The sequence below is a fragment of the Paractinoplanes pyxinae genome (assembly GCF_026626335.1).
GTDB lineage: Bacteria > Actinomycetota > Actinomycetes > Mycobacteriales > Micromonosporaceae > Actinoplanes > Actinoplanes pyxinae.
Genome location: NZ_JAPNTZ010000001.1, coordinates 823,746 through 839,900, shown reverse-complemented (window position 1 = coordinate 839,900; position 16,155 = coordinate 823,746). Strand labels below are relative to the sequence as shown.

General features: G+C 70.3%; 15 protein-coding genes. 3 read left to right on the top strand and 12 right to left on the bottom strand.

Annotated features, from left to right (window positions below; genetic code table 11):
* Nucleotides 1–13 precede the first annotated feature (13 nt).
* The gene (locus OWR29_RS03625) at nt 14–763 is read right to left on the bottom strand and encodes an alpha/beta fold hydrolase (protein WP_267560885.1); all 750 of its coding nucleotides are present in this window, start codon (nt 761–763) and stop codon (nt 14–16) included.
* Nucleotides 764–878: 115 nt separating this feature from the next.
* Between OWR29_RS03625 and OWR29_RS03620 the strand changes: the two genes are divergently transcribed.
* Nucleotides 879–1,730, top strand: a complete 852-nt coding sequence (locus tag OWR29_RS03620) for an arginase family protein (protein WP_267560884.1) — start codon at nt 879–881, stop codon at nt 1,728–1,730.
* On the opposite strand, the gene OWR29_RS03615 is transcribed toward OWR29_RS03620, so the two are convergent.
* The 10 genes from OWR29_RS03615 to OWR29_RS03570 form a co-directional block, all read right to left on the bottom strand.
* Nucleotides 1,687–2,931 carry a sensor histidine kinase gene (locus OWR29_RS03615; RefSeq protein WP_267560883.1) on the bottom strand — a complete coding sequence of 415 codons (1,245 nt, stop codon included), beginning with the start codon at nt 2,929–2,931 and terminating at the stop codon, nt 1,687–1,689. The genes OWR29_RS03620 and OWR29_RS03615 overlap by 44 nt on opposite strands.
* A gap of 93 nt (nt 2,932–3,024) precedes the next feature.
* Nucleotides 3,025–3,705, bottom strand: a complete 681-nt coding sequence (locus OWR29_RS03610) for a polysaccharide deacetylase family protein (RefSeq protein ID WP_267560882.1) — start codon at nt 3,703–3,705, stop codon at nt 3,025–3,027.
* Between the two features lie 564 nt (nt 3,706–4,269).
* A complete protein-coding gene (locus tag OWR29_RS03605; protein WP_267560881.1) occupies nt 4,270–5,529 on the bottom strand; it encodes a hypothetical protein in 1,260 nt (419 codons plus the stop codon).
* Between the two features lie 70 nt (nt 5,530–5,599).
* Complete coding sequence (locus OWR29_RS03600; RefSeq protein ID WP_267560880.1) at nt 5,600–6,412, bottom strand: slipin family protein; 813 nt, start codon at nt 6,410–6,412, stop codon at nt 5,600–5,602.
* Nucleotides 6,413–6,594: 182 nt separating this feature from the next.
* Complete coding sequence (locus OWR29_RS03595; protein ID WP_267560879.1) at nt 6,595–8,025, bottom strand: sensor histidine kinase; 1,431 nt, start codon at nt 8,023–8,025, stop codon at nt 6,595–6,597.
* Nucleotides 8,022–8,726, bottom strand: coding sequence for a response regulator transcription factor (locus OWR29_RS03590; RefSeq protein ID WP_267560878.1), 705 nt, complete (start codon nt 8,724–8,726; stop codon nt 8,022–8,024). Before OWR29_RS03590 ends, OWR29_RS03595 begins: the two co-directional genes overlap by 4 nt.
* Nucleotides 8,710–10,017 (bottom strand): hypothetical protein, encoded by a 1,308-nt coding sequence (locus OWR29_RS03585; protein WP_267560876.1) that lies wholly within the window; start codon nt 10,015–10,017, stop codon nt 8,710–8,712. Before OWR29_RS03585 ends, OWR29_RS03590 begins: the two co-directional genes overlap by 17 nt.
* A 17-nt stretch (nt 10,018–10,034) precedes the next feature.
* Nucleotides 10,035–10,832, bottom strand: coding sequence for a DUF2705 family protein (locus tag OWR29_RS03580; RefSeq protein WP_267560875.1), 798 nt, complete (start codon nt 10,830–10,832; stop codon nt 10,035–10,037).
* Nucleotides 10,829–11,737, bottom strand: a complete 909-nt coding sequence (locus OWR29_RS03575) for an ABC transporter ATP-binding protein (RefSeq protein ID WP_267561179.1) — start codon at nt 11,735–11,737, stop codon at nt 10,829–10,831. Before OWR29_RS03575 ends, OWR29_RS03580 begins: the two co-directional genes overlap by 4 nt.
* Before the next feature lie 100 nt (nt 11,738–11,837).
* On the bottom strand, nt 11,838–13,028 hold the full coding sequence (locus OWR29_RS03570) for a PucR family transcriptional regulator (RefSeq protein ID WP_438872546.1): 1,191 nt from the start codon (nt 13,026–13,028) through the stop codon (nt 11,838–11,840).
* Nucleotides 13,029–13,139: 111 nt separating this feature from the next.
* Between OWR29_RS03570 and OWR29_RS03565 the strand changes: the two genes are divergently transcribed.
* Both OWR29_RS03565 and OWR29_RS03560 read left to right on the top strand, forming a co-directional pair.
* Nucleotides 13,140–14,210, top strand: coding sequence for a ferredoxin reductase (locus tag OWR29_RS03565; RefSeq protein WP_267560873.1), 1,071 nt, complete (start codon nt 13,140–13,142; stop codon nt 14,208–14,210).
* Nucleotides 14,211–14,261: 51 nt separating this feature from the next.
* Nucleotides 14,262–15,485, top strand: a complete 1,224-nt coding sequence (locus tag OWR29_RS03560; RefSeq protein ID WP_267560872.1) for a fatty acid desaturase family protein — start codon at nt 14,262–14,264, stop codon at nt 15,483–15,485.
* Here OWR29_RS03560 and OWR29_RS03555 read toward each other — a convergent pair.
* Nucleotides 15,422–16,141: a YdcF family protein gene (locus OWR29_RS03555; RefSeq protein WP_267560871.1), complete on the bottom strand. Its 720-nt coding sequence runs from the start codon at nt 16,139–16,141 to the stop codon at nt 15,422–15,424. The two genes, OWR29_RS03560 and OWR29_RS03555, sit on opposite strands and share 64 nt — an antisense overlap.
* Between the last annotated feature and the right edge of the window lie 14 nt (nt 16,142–16,155).

Sequence of the window (16,155 nt, the reverse complement as noted above, 5' to 3'; positions counted from 1 at the left end):
GTCGAGCGGCGGCCTACGCGCGGGCCGGCTCGGTGGCGTTCAGGAAGGCCATGACCTCGGCCTGGAAGGCCTCCGGGGCCAGGCTGTGGACACGGTGGCCGACGGGGATCGTGGCCAGGCGGGCGTCGGGGAGGGCGGCGGTCATCTCGGCCAGGCGGCGGGGTGGGATGCAGCTGGTCGGGCCGCCGGAGAAGACCAGGGCGGGCTGGCGCACCCCGCTCAGGCGGGACCACCAGGCGGGGTCGGGGCGCACCAGCTGCAGGACGATCGAGCCCATCACGGCCAGCGCGTGCCCGGGACGCGCGGTGACCACGGCGCCGGCCGCGGCGACCAGGCGGAGCAGTCCGCCGTGGAACGGGGGCAGGTGGCGGGGCGGGGCGGCCAGGTCTTCGAGCACCAGCCGCGAGATCAGGTGGGGTGAGTGCTGGGCGGCGGCCAGGGCGGCGTACGCCCCGACCGAATGGCCGATGAGGACGGCGTCGCGCAGGTCGAACCTGTGCAGCAGCCCGAGCAGGTCGTCGCGCAGGCTGGCCAGCAGGTAGTCCGGCGTCTTCACGCTACCGGCGTGTCCGCGCAGGTCGAACGCGATCACGCGGTGGCCGGCGTCGGCCAGCCGGGGCGCGAGGCGGTTCCAGGTGGAGGAGCTGCTGCCGGTGCCGTGCAACAGCACCGCGGGCACGCCCGCCGGGTCGCCGCATTCGCGGTAGCCGAGGCGGACACCCTTGACCAGGACGGTGCCGACCGTCGACCACTCAAACGCCATGCACGTTGTTTACCAGACGTTTGACGGGCGACGTATCAGAATCCACCCTGTCGTAAACATCACTCGGGTCGTTTTGACCATGGATTGAGGGGCTATGTCCGGGACAAAACTCCGTTTGCTGTGGCCACAGTGGCAAGGCGCGGGAACCAGTAGTGTACGCAACCTTGCGCCCGAGTTTCCGTTCGACGTCGCGCGGCGTGGCTATGCGGTCGGATCGGCCGTCCTCGAGGCGGTGCTGCCGCCGCACAACGGCCCGACCGCGGCCGTGCCGGTGGCCATGGACGACACCGGCCTGGCCGAGCGGGACGGCATCGAGGCCAAGGACGTCGTGCTGGCACAGCTCGAGGGTGCGCTCGACGTCATCCGCCGGCACGACCCCGAGCGGATCGTCACGCTGGGCGGCGAGTGCGCGGTCAGCGTCGCGCCGTTCGCCGCGATGGCCGGCCGCTACGCAGACGACCTGGCGATCGTGTGGATCGACTCGCACCCCGACGTCGGCACCCCGGCCGACGAGTACCCGGGCTTCCACGCCATGGCCGTCGCCGCCCTGACCGGCCACGGCGATCCCGACGTGCTGCGCCTGCTGCCGGCCACCGTGCCGCCCGAGCGGGTGGCGCTGGTCGGCCTGCACGCCTGGGACGACGACAGCATCGGCCACGTGAGCGAGTGGGGCATCAGCTCGTTTCACCCCGACGACCTGCGGACGTCGACGCGGCCGCTGCTCGACTGGCTGGCCGGCACCGGCTGCTCGCGGGTCGCCGTCCACTTCGACGTCGACACGATCGACAGCAACGAGATCGTCTACGGGCTGGGCGCCGAGCCGGACGGCCTGACCACTGCCCAGGTGCGCCGCATCACGGCCGACCTCGACGCGGCCGGCGACGTCGTCGCCACCACGATCGCCGAGTTCATTCCCCGCCAAGTCATGCACCTGCGCCAACTGCTGAGCGGCTTCCCGGGGCTCTGAGCCGGCCCTCCCCCGCGGCGAGCGGCAGCACCGCGTGCACGTTGTAGCCGCCGCCATCGGCCGGGCCCGCGGAAAGTGTGCCGCCCAGGGCGCCGGCCCGCTCGCGCATGCCTCTGATGCCGTGGCCGCCGCCGCGCGACCGGGAGACGGGCCCAGCCGGAGCGGTGTTGTGCACCCGGACCCGCACCGCCGCGTCGTCCGCAGTCACGCTGACCCGCACGACCGAGCCGGGAGCGTGCCGTGTTGCATTGGACAGCCCCTCTTGGACGATGCGATAGGCGGCCTGCCCGACCAGCGGCGGAACGGCGGCCGCAGCACGCCCGACCGGCGGTTGCGCCTGAAGCACGACCCGCAGCCCGGACGCGGTGGCGGCGGACACCATGGCCGCCAGGTCGGCCAGGCCCGGTGACGGCGTCGTCGCGTCGGCGTCCGCGGACTCGCTGCGCAGCACGCCCAGCAGGCGGCGCATGTCTTGCAGGGCGGCCCGCGAGGCGCCGGCGATCGCCACGAACTCGGCGTCGCGCGTCTCGGGCTCGCCGCTCAGCCGGTAGGGCGCCGTCTCGGCCCGGACGGCGATCATGGACATGTGGTGGGCCACCACGTCGTGCATCTCGCGGGCGATGCGGACGCGCTCTTCCAGGACGGCGCTGCGTTCCTGCTCGGCCGCGGTCAGCTTCCGCTCGGCGACCAGGCTGTGCTGGGCCTCGACGCGGCGGCGCACCTGGTCGCCCACCACGGCGAGCACGACGACCGAGGCCGCCACGGGTAGCGCCCGGGACGGCTCGAGGTGGCCCATCGTCGTCGCGGACGTGAGCAGAACGACCCAGATCACCGTCGCACCCCGGTGGACGAGCGCGATGAACAGCACCAGCGCGGGCAGAACGACAAGCTGCAGCGGATGCCAGGGCCAGGACAGCCCGTCGGGAGCGACCTCGCGCGGCAGGTTGAGCAGCGTCGCCACCATGGCGAGCCGCCACGCGATCAGCGGCCGGTGCGGCAGCAGCGCTATCGGCACCGCTACCCCGGCAGCCAGCGCGATCTGGACGACGACCAGCTCAACCCCGCCGGTGTTGACGTAGACCAGGAGCGCCGAGCCCAGCGCCGCGGCGACGAACACCCCGCTGAGCAGCGGATGGCCGACCGGCCCGCGATCGCGCCCGGCCACCGCCGTCCGCAGGCCCACGAGGGGGGAAATCACCATGCGGCCATGCTTCTCCGGTGATCTTGGCGGAGCCATCCGGCAGACCGGAGAGAAAGAGGTGGGGAAAACCCCACCCCCCTTTGACGAAAGACCTCAGGCCAGGACGAACGTGTAGCCCTTGGCCTTCAGGCGCTTGAATATTTTGTCGAGGGCGGCGACGCTCTGGCTGCGGTTGCCGCCGCCGTCGTGCATGAGGATGACGCCGCCGGGGCGGGTCTTGCCGACGGCCCGGCTGACGATTGTGGACGTGCCGGGGCGGCTCCAGTCGCGGGTGTCGACCGTCCAGCCGACGATGCGCAGCCCCTCGTCACGGACGACGGCCCGGGTGCGGGAGTTGCTCGACCCGTACGGGAAACGGAAAACGTGCGGCGTGCGGCCCGTCACTTTCTTGATCTTTCGCTGGGTCCACACCACCTGCGAACGCGCCGCGCTGGTGGACAGCGTCGTGAAATCGGCATGATTGCGGCTGTGATTGCAGACGCGATGCCCTTCCCGGACGATGCGCTTCGCGGTTTTCTTGTACGATCCGGCATTGTTCCCGAGCATGCAGAACGTCGCCTTGACCTTGTTCCGCCGCAGAATGTCGAGAATCTGCGGCGTGTACTTGGACGGTCCGTCATCGAAGGTCAGCGCGACAGTTTTGCGCGCGGCCGACGCCTGAACAGTCGCGGCGGCCACCGTAACGGTTGCCGGCGCCTCAGTCGTCGGCGGATTCGCCTGAGCAAAGCCCAGAATCAGGGCACCGGCCCCCAGCAACGCGATCAATTTCGCCATGACACGATGCCCCTTCCGCTTCCGGAAGGCCATCTTTTCCATCGACGGCCGAGAACGTCAATGGGTGCGTCGGCATGGTGATAACCGACACGGAAGATTGATAAGGCAAAGGGGCTCCGGACGCCGGCGTCGAACCGCGGAGCCGGGCCTGCCTCGCACAGCGAGCCCGGACTTCCGGCCATTGGTCCTGTGTCCGAAAGGGTGCGACGCCGTCATCCGGAGCTGATTCAAGAATGGTGCATTCAGGACATTTGGACCAGCGTCAAACGTCTTGATCTTGGCCGCCGAAGGGCTCGACGCATCCTGACCCCACGGCGCGCATCGGGCGGCGGTTCGGCTTGCATTACGCCGTTGACCGGCGCGCCTCCCCCGTTTTTGCTAAGAGAGCCCGGCGAGTCGTGAATGGAGCCGACTCGGCGACCGCGCGACAGCCGTCGTCGGGCAGAAGGCGCAGGATGTAACGGCCGGGCTCGAGCAGTGCGGCCAGGGCATCCACAACCATCAATCTGCGCCCGGCGACACGCTAGAACCGCCGCGGCTCGCTTTTCTGACATCGAGGCGAACTCACGGTGTGCGATGGACGGCCAGCACGCCGGCCAGGCCCGTCACCTCCTCGGTGAGGGCGGGCAGATAGGCCGGGTTGGCCAGCTCGACGTCGAAGTAGTACGGCAGCGCGGCCACGGCGTCCTTCGGGACGGAACCGCCGGCGCAGTACGTCTCGCGGAAGCCCGCCGAATCCGGCTGCCAGATCAGCTCGCCCAGGCTCCCCGACCGGCTGCGGAAGATCGCCGCGTCGATCAGGGCGCGCTCCTGCTCGGTGGCGGTGTTGCTGACAAAGATCTTCACGTGCTTGCTGGTACGGGTCTCAGTGGCGGGCGCCTCGGCCGGGAGTCCAGCCGGGCGGCAGGCCGGGCCGGTCACGCCGCTTTGCCGCAGCACACCGGGCACCACGAACGCGAGCGCCACGAGCACCACGGCCGCGACCGCCGCCTTGGGCCACCGCCGGACCAGCCCGGCAGCGAAACTCAGCGCGGCCCGCACCGGCCGGGTCTGGGCGAGGGTGACCACCAGGATCAGGCCCGCGATGAACGCCGAGAGCAGGGCCGGCCCGAACCCGAGGTTGTAGAAGCCGCCCCACCACGGGCTGTCGCCGGGCATCTCCTCGCCCGGCCGCATCGTGCTCGGCAGCAGGAAGACCAGCGCCACGACGGCCGCCCCGGCCACGAACGGGCGGGCCCGGCCGGCGTGACGGCTCACCCACCAGGTGAGCAGCAGCGCCACCAGCCCGCCGGCGACCGCTCCGCCCCACGTCACGGTGGTGATCCATGAGGGCGGCGACCGCCAGATGTCGAACGCGGCCGCGCCCGGCGAGTCGTACGAGGGGCGGCCCGTCCAGTAGTAATCGGAGAAGTTGAGGATCAGGCCGGGCTTGGTGGCCCAGAAGGTGGCCTCGTACTGCGCGCCGCCGTCGACCAGCGGCTCGGGCGCGGGCACGGTGAAGTCGTGGATCTGCCAGCCGGCGGCGGCCAGCCGGTCGCGTGCGCCCGCCGCGTACGTCGCCACGTCCCGGGTCGCGTCGGTGTGCTTGACCCAGTAGGCCACCGAACCGTACTTGACGCCCTCGCCGTCGCCGAACGGCTCGATCGCCTCGGGCTCGCCGCCACCGAAGACCCGCAGCCCGGGGAACGCGGTGGCGGCCAGGCCCTCGGCCTGCAGCGGCGGCACGTGCTCGATGCCGATCCGCGCCGCGGCGAAGGCGCCGACGTACGCGCCGGCCAGCGCGATGAACAGGGCCAGGACCAGGCCTCGAACCCGTACCTTCACGCTCCACCTCCGCCGCGGCGACACATCGCGCGACAGCTTACGAAGCCCGCGCCAGCCTGGGCTACCCGCCTTACTCGCCCAGGTCGGCGTGCTTGTCGAAGCCGATGTACAGGCGCGCGGCGGCGTTCGTGCCCAGGGTGCCCAGGGTCTCGAGCTCGCGCAGCCGCAGCAGCGCCGGGTGCTGCGCGTACGCCTCGGCCGCGGCGGCCAGCCGGCGCAGCGCGTCCACCTCGGCGTCGGCCCGGATGCGCTTGGCCTCGGCGTCGGCCTCGGCGGCGACCCGCTTCGCGCTCGCCTCGGACTCGGCCTCCAGCGTCTCGCGCTCGGCCCGCGTACGGGCCTCGACCATCTGGGCCTCGGCCATGCGCTGCGCCGTGAGGACCCGGTTCATGATCTCCTGCAGGTTGCCCGGGAAGGCCAGGTCCTTCACGTCGGCCCGGATGATCTGCACGCCGTACCCAGCCGAGACGCCCTCGACGTCGCGCAGGATGTCCTCGCTGAGCTGGTTGCGGTTGGTCAGGATGGCCTCGAGGGTCATGGACGCGAGCGAGCGCCGCGCGGCCAGCTGCACGTCGCTGTAGATGCGGTCCTCGTAGTCGGCGACCTGCTCGACGGCGGCCTGCGGGTCGATCACCCGGAAGTGCGTGACGATGTTGACCCGTACGGCAACTTTGTCGGCGGTCAGGATCTCCTGGCCCTTGATGTTGAGCTCGCGCTCGCGCACGTCGAGCGGCACGATCGCGACGCGCGGGATGCGCTGCCCGGGGAAGCGTCGCTTGGGCAGCTCGTAGCGGCCGGGCTCGAGCACGTCGACGAATCGGCCGTCGGAGTAACGAAGACCGCGGTATCCGCTGTGGACGATCACCTCGTGGGTCTTGGACATGGTTCACCTCTGAAAGAACGTAAGGGTGGCCCCGTAGCGGTTCCGATGTGAAGGATCGGACGCCGGGAGAGCAGCGGATCAGCGTGGTTGGACGGCCAATGCACCCGCTGCGTGAGCGCTTTCTTCTGAAGCCGCCGGGGCCAAGATCAGAGTGACAGGAGTGGCGGCCGGCCACAACGCAATTACGGCGTCGCCGGCAGGGACAGGCGGAAGCGGGAGCCTTTGCCCACGGCGGTTTCCAGCTCGATGTCGCCTCCGTGGGCGCGGGCCAGCGAGCGGGCGATGGAGAGGCCCAGCCCGGCGTAGGCGCCGCCGGTTCGGGTGCGGGACCGGTCCGTACGGTAGAAGCGGTCGAACACCCGGGCGGCCTGATCCGCTGCCATGCCGGGGCCGTCGTCGATGACGTCCAGGACGGCCCGGTTATCCACAATGCCCACCCCGATGCGTACGGCCGTGCCGGGCGGTGTGTGGGCGACCGCGTTCCCGACCAGATTGGCGACCACCTGGCGCAGGCGAGCCTCGTCGGCGTCGACCGGGGCCGGGCCGGGCGGGCCGGCGCCGGCGGGACCGGTCAGCTCGACCGGGCGGGACGGGTCGAGCGCGTGCAAATCGTGCCGGGCGTCGGTGGCCAGCGTGCGCAGGTCCATCGGGGCGCGGTCGAGCTGGCCCTCGGGCGCGTCGTCGAGCTGGGCCAGCAGGAGCAGGTCTTCCGTGAGCGCGGTCAGGCGGGTCGCCTCGCGCTCGATGCGGCGCATGGCCTCGTCGGCGTCGGCCGGCTCGGCCAGGGCGCCCATGCGATGCAGGTCGGTCGAACCTTTGATGACAAACAATGGCGTACGCAATTCGTGGCTCACGTCCGACACGAAGGTCCGCATCCGCGCCTCCGAGGCGGCCCGGTCGGCGAAGGCGCGTTCCAGCTGGCCCAGCATCGTGTTGAGCGAGCCCGCCAGGTGACCGATCTCGGTGCCGGGCGCGGCCAGCTCGGGCACGCGGCGGGTCAGGTCGCCGGCGGCGATAGCGGCCGCGGTGTGCTCGATGCGGCGCAGCGGCCGCAGGCCCCGGCCGAGGGCGAACCAAGCCAGGCCGGTCAGTACGACGAGCAGCGCTCCGCCGCCGGCCAGGCTGGTCGTGCGGAGCTGGGCGACCGTGGCGTCGGCCTCGGCCATCGGCGCCGCCGCGATCACCGTCCCGTTCCAGCCCGTGGTGTGCTCGGCGACGGCCCGCCAGCGGTCCGAGCCGTCGGCCGCCGGCAGGAAGACGCCCCTTCCGTCGGTGGGAAGCGCGCGCAGGTCGGCCGCGGCCGGAAGACCGGCCCGATCGAGCTTGGACGAGCGGATGCCTTCGATCACCTGGCCGTCCGGTGCCACATAGACGAGGTACGGCGCACCGATCAGATCGAGTGCGGAGTCGAGCAGATCAGGGTTGGCGACGGGCTCGGGCCGAGGGCCGGCGCCCGGGATCGACGAGATCAGCGACGTGAGCGAGCTCAGCTGGGTGTCGAGCCGCTGCAGCTGGTAGTGCTCGAGCCGGCTGGACACGACCGCGCCGGCCAGGGCCAGCCCGGCGAGCAGCAGGGCGGTGGTGATGAGCAGAAGTCGTACACGCAAGCTCATGTTCGAGGCTCCCGCAGCACATAACCGACGCCGTGCACGGTGTGGATAACTTTCGGTTCCTCGGCGTCGACTTTGCGCCGCAGGTACGAGATGTACGTGTCGACGATGCTGGCGTCGCCGCCGAAGTCGTAGTGCCACACCCGCTCGAGGATCTGCGCCTTTGTGACGACGCGGCCGGCGTTCTCCATCAGGTAACGCAGCAGCCGGAATTCGGTGGGCGAGACACGTACGGGCTTCCCGTGCCGGGTGACCTGGTGCCCCTCGGCGTCGAGGCTCAGCGCGCCCACCGTCAGCACGCCCGCGTGGGAACCGCTGGTGCGGCGGAGGATCGCGTTGATCCGGGCGATCAGTTCCTCCAGGTCGAACGGCTTGGTCACGTAGTCGTCGGCGCCCAGCGAAAGGCCGGTCACCTTGTCGGCCTGCCGGTCGCGCGCGGTCAGGAAAAGCACGGGAACCGGGCCGCTGCGTCCCTGCGTGCGTTGCTCGCGCAGCCGCCGGACCACTTCGAAGCCGTCCATGTCGGGCAGCATGACGTCGAGCAGCACCAGGTCCGGCGGTTCCGCCGTGGCCGTGGCGATGGCCTCGGCGGCCGTGCCGGCCGAGCTCACGGTGAAGCCGGCAAACCGCAGAGTCGCGGAAAGCAGTTCCCGTACGGTGGCCTCGTCATCCACCACGAGCAGGCGTTCATCGCGCGGCGTCATGGCGCCAGCTTACGAACGCAGCCACGAGTAAACTGCCCATCGCCCCCGCCACCAAGCCGACACCGAGCGCAACCCACGGATCGGGCGCCAGACGCACGTCAACCAGCGGCACGGTAAGAATGAAGGCCTGAGCGGAAAGCCCGACCGACACCCGCGCCAACACCGCCAGCACGACGAGCAGTACGCCCCCGGCCAGCCCAACCGAGGCCGCCCGCACGAGGGCCGCCCGCCACGGCCGGTCCCGACCACCCGGCGCGCCCGCACCAGCGGTTCCAGCCGCCGCCGTCGCCGGATGTGTTGACTCTCGTGTTGACTGACATGTTGATTGTGTTGACTGGATCAACATGTCAGTCAAGTCAACATGTGCAGTCGAGCCCTTTCCGCGATAGATCCCGGCCGTGACCGCAACGCCGAAGCCCAGCGCCAGGACGGCGGATGTCAGCACCAACGGGCCACCCGTCGGTAACTCAGTTCCGCCGTCCAGAACGCAGGCGAGCATGCCGCCGGTGTGCACGTCCCAGGGCAGCCCGCTCAGCATGACGAGAGGAAACCCGAGCAAGCCGACTCCGACCGCCGCCGCCCCACCGACAACCCATGCGCCGACCAAGGGCACGACCGCAGCCCCGACAGCCGGCCACCGCAAACCCCGCAGCCCGCCCGCGACCGCCGGGAACCGCGCAGCGAGCCAGCACAACCCGACGACGACAAGCGCCCCGAACGCCGCACCCCACACCGCCGAGCCGACACCCACGACGAATCCACCATCGAGGGCTCTCCCACCCGCGCTCAACAGCCCGCCGCCACCTGGCAGCCCTTCGCCACCCGTGAGGCCGCCCGGCAATCCGCCGCCGGTGAGGCAGGCCGGCGACGCCATTGCCCCAGACGCGCCGGTCGGCAGAGTGAGATGTCCACGTGCGGTCCAGGCGGCCATCCCGATGCCTGCGGTGAAGGCGACCGCCGCCGAGGCGCCGCGGAGAAGCAAGCCCTCGCGTCCTCGGCGTAGCACCAGCGCTCCCAGCACGACCGCTCCGACCACGCTGATCCCCAACGGCGTCAGATCGATCCGGCTGTGTACAGCAACCGGCAAACCGCCCGACGGCGTCGCGGCGAGCCGGGCCGGCGCACCGGCCGCCATCGCGACGACCGCCGCCGTCAGACGGTCGAGCCGCCCCAGCCGCCGCGCGTCGAGCAGCAGCAGCGCGACGAACGCCGTACCGGCCACGGCTACCACCGCCCCGACGCCTGCCGCCGCACCCTCGCCGACCCGGCGGACGACCGGAAGCCTGGCCATGGGCAGTCGCCGGGGCATCAGATGTCGCGGCGGCGGAAAGCGATGAACGCAGCCGCCAGCACTGCGGCTATGGCCAGGCACATGCCGGTCAAGTTCAGCCACGGGTGCGGGAAGTCGGGGTCGGGCACCGTTCCCAGCGGGGCCGCCGCGCCCAGCGTGGGCCAGAAGTCGAAGACGCCGGACATCCAGGACGGGAACAGCCCGGCCACGGCCGGCACCAGGAAGACGATGCCGACCAGCGTGGCCAGCGCCCCGGCCGTCGCCCGCATGAGGACGCCCAGGCCGATCGCCAGCACTGCGATCGCGCCTAGATACAGGCCGCCCGCGATGACTGCGGGAACCACGCCGGGATCGCTCAGGTGCGCGGTCGGCACGTTCTGGCCGGCCATCAACGGCTGGCCGATGAAGAACGCGGCGAACATGAGCACTTCACCGGCGACCAAGGCCACCGCCGTGGCCAGTAGCACCTTGGCGGCCAGCACCCGCGTGCGGCGGGGCATGGCGGTGAGCGTTGTGCCCATCAACCCCGTCGCGTACTCCGACGTCACCACGAGGATGCCGAGCACCCCGACGATGAGCTGGGCCACGATGTACGTCATCGTGCTGCGCCCGGTCGGGTCCCAGGCCAGCCTCTCCGCCTCGGTGGCCGTCTCCCAAGCCTGCCCGGCCGCATTCGAGCTCAGGATCGTGATGCCCAGCCCGACCACGAACAGGCAGGCCAGCGTGTACCAGGTCGAGCGCAGGCTGCGCAGCTTGATCCACTCGGCCTGAAGCGTGCGGCCGAAGCCGGCCCGCGGAGCGACGTCCGTGCTCATGCCGCCACCCCCGAGAACTCGATGCTGTCGCGGGTCAGCTCCATGAACGCTTCCTCGAGCGACACCCGCTGCGGTGTCAGCTCGCTGAGCGCCACCCCGTGGTACGCGGCCAGCTGGCCGATGTCGGCGGCGCTCATGCCGGACACGACGAGCGAGCTCTCCAGCCCGTCGCGGACGGTCGCCCCGGCGGCGCTCAACTGTTGTGCGAAACGTGCACGATCGCTCACTCGGACGACGACAGCGCCTTCCCCGTTCGTACGCGTCAATTCGCTCACCGCCGTGTCGGCGATCAACCGCCCGCGGCCGATGACGATCAGGTGGTCGGCCGTCTGCGCCATTTCGCTCATCAAGTGACTGGAAACGAGCACTGCCCGACCCTCCGCGGCCAGCGAACGCATCAGATCGCGCACCCACCGGATGCCCTCCGGGTCGAGCCCGTTCACCGGCTCGTCGAAGATCAGCACCCGCGGCTCTCCTAGCAGCGTCGCCGCGATCCCGAGCCGCTGCCGCATGCCGAGCGAGAAGCCGCCGGCCCGCTTCCCGGCCACCCCTTCCATTCCCGTACGCGCGAGCACCGCATCCACCCGCTTGCGAGGCAGCCCGTTGCTCACCGCCAACGCGTGCAGGTGGTCGTAGGCCGTACGCCCGCCGTGCACCGCGCCCGCGTCGAGCAGCGCCCCCACCTCGACCAGCGGCACCGCCAGGTCGCGATAGTTCCGCCCGCCGATCGTGGCCGTCCCCCGGTCCGGCGCGGCCAGCCCGATGATCATGCGCATGGTGGTCGACTTGCCGGCCCCGTTCGGCCCCAGAAAGCCGGTCACCTGCCCCGCCTCGACGGTGAAGGACAGGTCGTCCACCACTGTCTGCGGCCCGTACCGCTTGGTCAGTCCCCGTACCTCGATCACGCTCATGCCGAGGATGCTGGCCGCCCGCCCTGGCCGGTTCCGCAGAGCTTCTTAACGAACTCTGTGTACTCTCGCGGCCACAAGCACAACGGCCGTGTACTTACACAGCGAACTCTGAGGGCGCCGACAGGGCGATCGTCAAAGCGGATATCCACTCCGGATCGGTCAGGCGGTCGCCGTAGAGCTGTCGCAAGCGGGTCATGCGATAGCGGACCGTCTGCGGGTGCACGAACAGCTCGGTCGCCACCTCTTCGCGCCGGCCCTGGTGCCGCAGCCAGCTCCGCAGCGTGTCGACGAGCTTGGCCGCCGAGTCCTCGGGGGCGTCGGCCAGCGGGGCCAGCACCCGCGCCCGCAGGTCGGCCAGGGCCTGCGAGTCGGCCGTCAGCACCAGCTCGACCAGGTGATCCTCGGTGTCGATCACGGTGCGGACGGTCCGCCCGGGCATCCGCAAGGTGCGTACGGCCCGGTCGTACGAGGCCTTGGCCGCCAGCCACGGCCGGGCCGGCCCGACCACGGCAACCTGACCGCGCAGCAGGCCGAGCAGGGCCTCCCGCGAGGCGTCCGGCACCAGCAGCACGGCGAAGTCGGGCGCGCCCGGTCCGGCCTCGTTCAGCTCGAGCGTGCGGCGATCGAGCAGGTCAATCACAGTGCGAGCGGTGTGCTCGGGGACCAGCACGGCGGTCAGTGTGCGCGGCGGCGACCAGTCGGCCCGCCGGGCGGCCGCCACCAGCGTGTGCTCGGGCTCGCCGGCCAGCAACGCCTGGGTCAGTTGTTCCAGGTGGCGCAGGCGGGCCCGGCCCGAAGAGGCCAGCTCGTCGGCGTGTCCGGCCACGCTGGCCGCCGAGAGCTGGTCGATGTAGGCGAACACCAGCTCGGCGAAGTGCGCGATGTTGGCGGCCGGCTGACCGGTGCCGAGAGTGATCGCGGCCATCTCGTGCCACGAGACGCGCGCGCCGACCCGGTAGGCCGCTAGCAGCGCGTCGAGGCTGCGGCCGTTGCGCGCCTCGCCCCGGCCCAGCGCGTACGCACCTTCGAGGGCCGGCCCCAGCGGTGACTGCGGGTCAGGACCCTCCGCCCGGGACACAAGTTGCAGGAAGGTGCCCAGCGCGGCCATGACGGCCCGCTCGATCTTCGGCCCGAGCTCGCCGGCGAACGGATCCGCGTACGCGGGCACCTCGGCTGTGATGGCATAGATGGTCTGCAACGCGATGTGGCGCAGCCGTTCCCGTAGGGGCGCGACCACCTCGGGTGAGAGTCGAAAAGTTCTTACATCTGGTAGGGGCTCCGTCACACCAATTTCTCCCGTTTAGGTGCCGCGTCTTGTCCCCCGTGAACAAATAATACGGTCACTTTCACTTCGGTAGGTCAGGAATCTACTCCCGCGACGTAGGACTCTTGTTACGTGGCTGTTATACGCAACGTCCGATCCGGCGCCTGGCGGGTCATCGAGCTGATCACGACGCCGGTGGTGCCCGCGGACTACCTCGACGTGGTCGCCCCGCTGCGCAACGCCAACGTGCTGCGGGCCAAGGTCGACGCCGTCCGGCCGGAAACGGATAACAGTGTCACTTTGCTGCTCCGGCCCGGTCGCGGCTGGCAGGCGCACCGGCCCGGGCAGTACGTCCGCCTCGGTGTGGACGTCGACGGCGTGCGGCTGTGGCGCTCGTACTCGATCACCAGTCCGCCCACCCGGCGCGACGGGCGCTTCACGATCACCGTCAACGCGGTGCCCGACGGCGTGGTGAGCACTCACGTCGTACGGAAAATGAAACGCGGCACGATCGTGCACCTCGACGTCCCGGCCGGCGAGTTCCTGCTGTGCGAGCCACGACCGGCCAAGGCGCTGTTCGTGACCGCGGGCAGCGGCATCACCCCGGTCATGGGCATGTTGCGCAGTACGTTGCACGAGTTGTCCGATGTTGTCGTCGTGCACTCGGCCGGAACGCGCGAAGCTGTCGTTTTCGGCGCAGAGTTGCGCGCTTTGGCCGCCGAAGGTCGCATCCGGCTGATCGAGCGGCACACCCGGGCCGACGGCCGCCTCAAGCCGGCCGACCTCGACGAGCTCGTGCCCGACCTGTTCGAGCGGCAGACCTGGGCCTGCGGACCCAACGAGATGCTGGACGACCTCGAGACCCACTGGGCCGACGCCGAGGCCGGCCACCTGCTGCGCACCGAGCGTTTCCGGCCGGTGCTCATCAATAGCGGCGGTGGCGGCACGGTCACCTTCGCTCAGTCCGGCACCGTGGTCGAGACCGACGGCTCCGAGCCGCTGCTCGACTCGGGCGAGGCGGCCGGCGTGCTCATGCCGTCCGGCTGCCGCATGGGCATCTGCTTCAGCTGTGTGCTGCCGCTGCGCGAGGGCGCCGTGCGCGACCTGCGCGACGGCCAGCTGACCGTCGCCGAACCGGGCGACAGCATCCCCGTACAGACATGCATCTCGGCCGCCGCCGGCCCCTGCAAGATCGACGCCTGATGAACCCGGTCGCCGGCCATCGCAAGATCAACGCGTGAAAAGGAACCCTGCATGACCACGATCCAGCGCCAGAAGACCAGCCCGATCGCCCACCTCATGCCCGAGGACATCGAGCAGATCGGCGTCGAGCTCGACGCCATCCGCGACGAGGTCATGGCCAGCCGGGGCGAGAAGGACGCCGCGTACATCCGGCGGGTGATCGCCTGGCAGCGCGGGCTCGAACTCGGCAGCCGCGGGGTGCTGCTCTTCTCGCTGTTCCCGCCGGCCTGGCTGGTCGGCACGGCCGGCCTGTCGATCGCCAAGATCCTTGAGAACATGGAGATCGGCCACAACATCCTGCACGGCCAGTGGGACTGGATGCGCGACCCGAAGATCCACTCGACGAAGTGGGAGTGGGACCACGCCTCCCCGGCCGAGCAGTGGAAGCACTCGCACAACGAGCTGCACCACACGTACACGAACGTGATCGGCCGCGACAACGACCTCGGCTACGGCATCATGCGCGTCGACGAGGACCAGAAGTGGCACCCGGCGCACCTGGGCCAGCCGTTCTACAACTTCGTCAACGCCTGCTTCTTCGAGTACGGGATCGCCGCGTACGACCTGGAACTGGGCCGCAACCTGGCCACCAAGGAGCGCCGCAAGGACCCGAAGTTCAAGGCCGCGCTCAAGGCCGTCCGCCGCAAGATCGGCAAGCAGGTGCTCAAGGACTACGTGGTGCACCCGGCCCTGTCCGGCCCGTCGTTCCTGCACACGATCGCGGCCAACGCCACGGCGAACCTGATTCGCAACCTGTGGAGCCACTCGGTCATCATGTGCGGCCACTTCCCCAACGGCGTCGAGACGTTCGAGAAGACGTCCATCGAGGGCGAGACGCGCGGCGAGTGGTACCTGCGGCAGATGCTCGGCTCGGCCAACATCAGCGGCAGCAAGGCCATGCACCTGATGACCGGCAACCTGTCCCACCAGATCGAGCACCACCTGTTCCCGGACATGCCGAGCAACCGCTACAAAGAGATCGCTCCGAAGATCCAGGACCTGTTCCAGCGGTACGGGCTCTCATATGTCAGCGGCCCGCTGCCGAAACAGGTCGCGTCGGCCTGGTACAAGGTGTTCCGCCTGGCCCTGCCGAACCGGGGCGAGGCCGCCGTCCGCCGCCCGGTCGAGAAGAAGGCTCCCGCCGTCTCGACCCGTTGGCGTCGCGCGCAGCCTCAGGCCCACCTCGGGTCGGCCGCCCTGGCCACGCCCGCACCGGCCGTCCTCAGCGCCGAATAGGCCCGCCACACGTCGTCCGGTATGTCGACGTGGGCGATGAACCCGCGCCCCGACGGCCCGTACCCATCCGGGCCGTCGGCGAGCCGCGGGATCTCGCCCATGAGAAGCGATAAATAGCGCTCGGGCGCCCACATTCCGGCCGGCGCATCGAGGTAATTGAGAGCGTCATCAACGTACGTCCGATGAGCGGCATAGTTGACGACGGTCTTCAGCGGCGCCAGCAATCGGAATCCCGCGTCCATACGCCGCTGCATGGAGGCGTCCTGAACGATCAGAATCCGCTCATGCGGCACGCCTCGAGCATCTAAAAGGTCCAAGGCTTCCCGTACGTTGCTCCCGCAGTTGGTCGACTCGGTGCCCAGCAGATCGACGTTCAGGCCGTGCCGCTCACGCAGATAACGCTGGAAAAGCGCAGCCTCGGTGACGTCGACGTCGCCCCACCCCATCGACTGCCGCATGGCTGCCCGTAAAGCATCGGTCGAGTGCCCCTGCCCGCCGACAATCATCGCCCGCTGAGCCACCCCGTTCTCGAGCGCCCGCGCGAAGACATCCCCGCCGGCCAGGATGCTGCCCCCGAACAGAATCGCGACGTCAGCCGCTCCCCTGTTCAAGGCCGTTTCGTCCCGCATCGCGCAGAAGTCCACCAGCAGATTCACGCTCCTAGCGACCT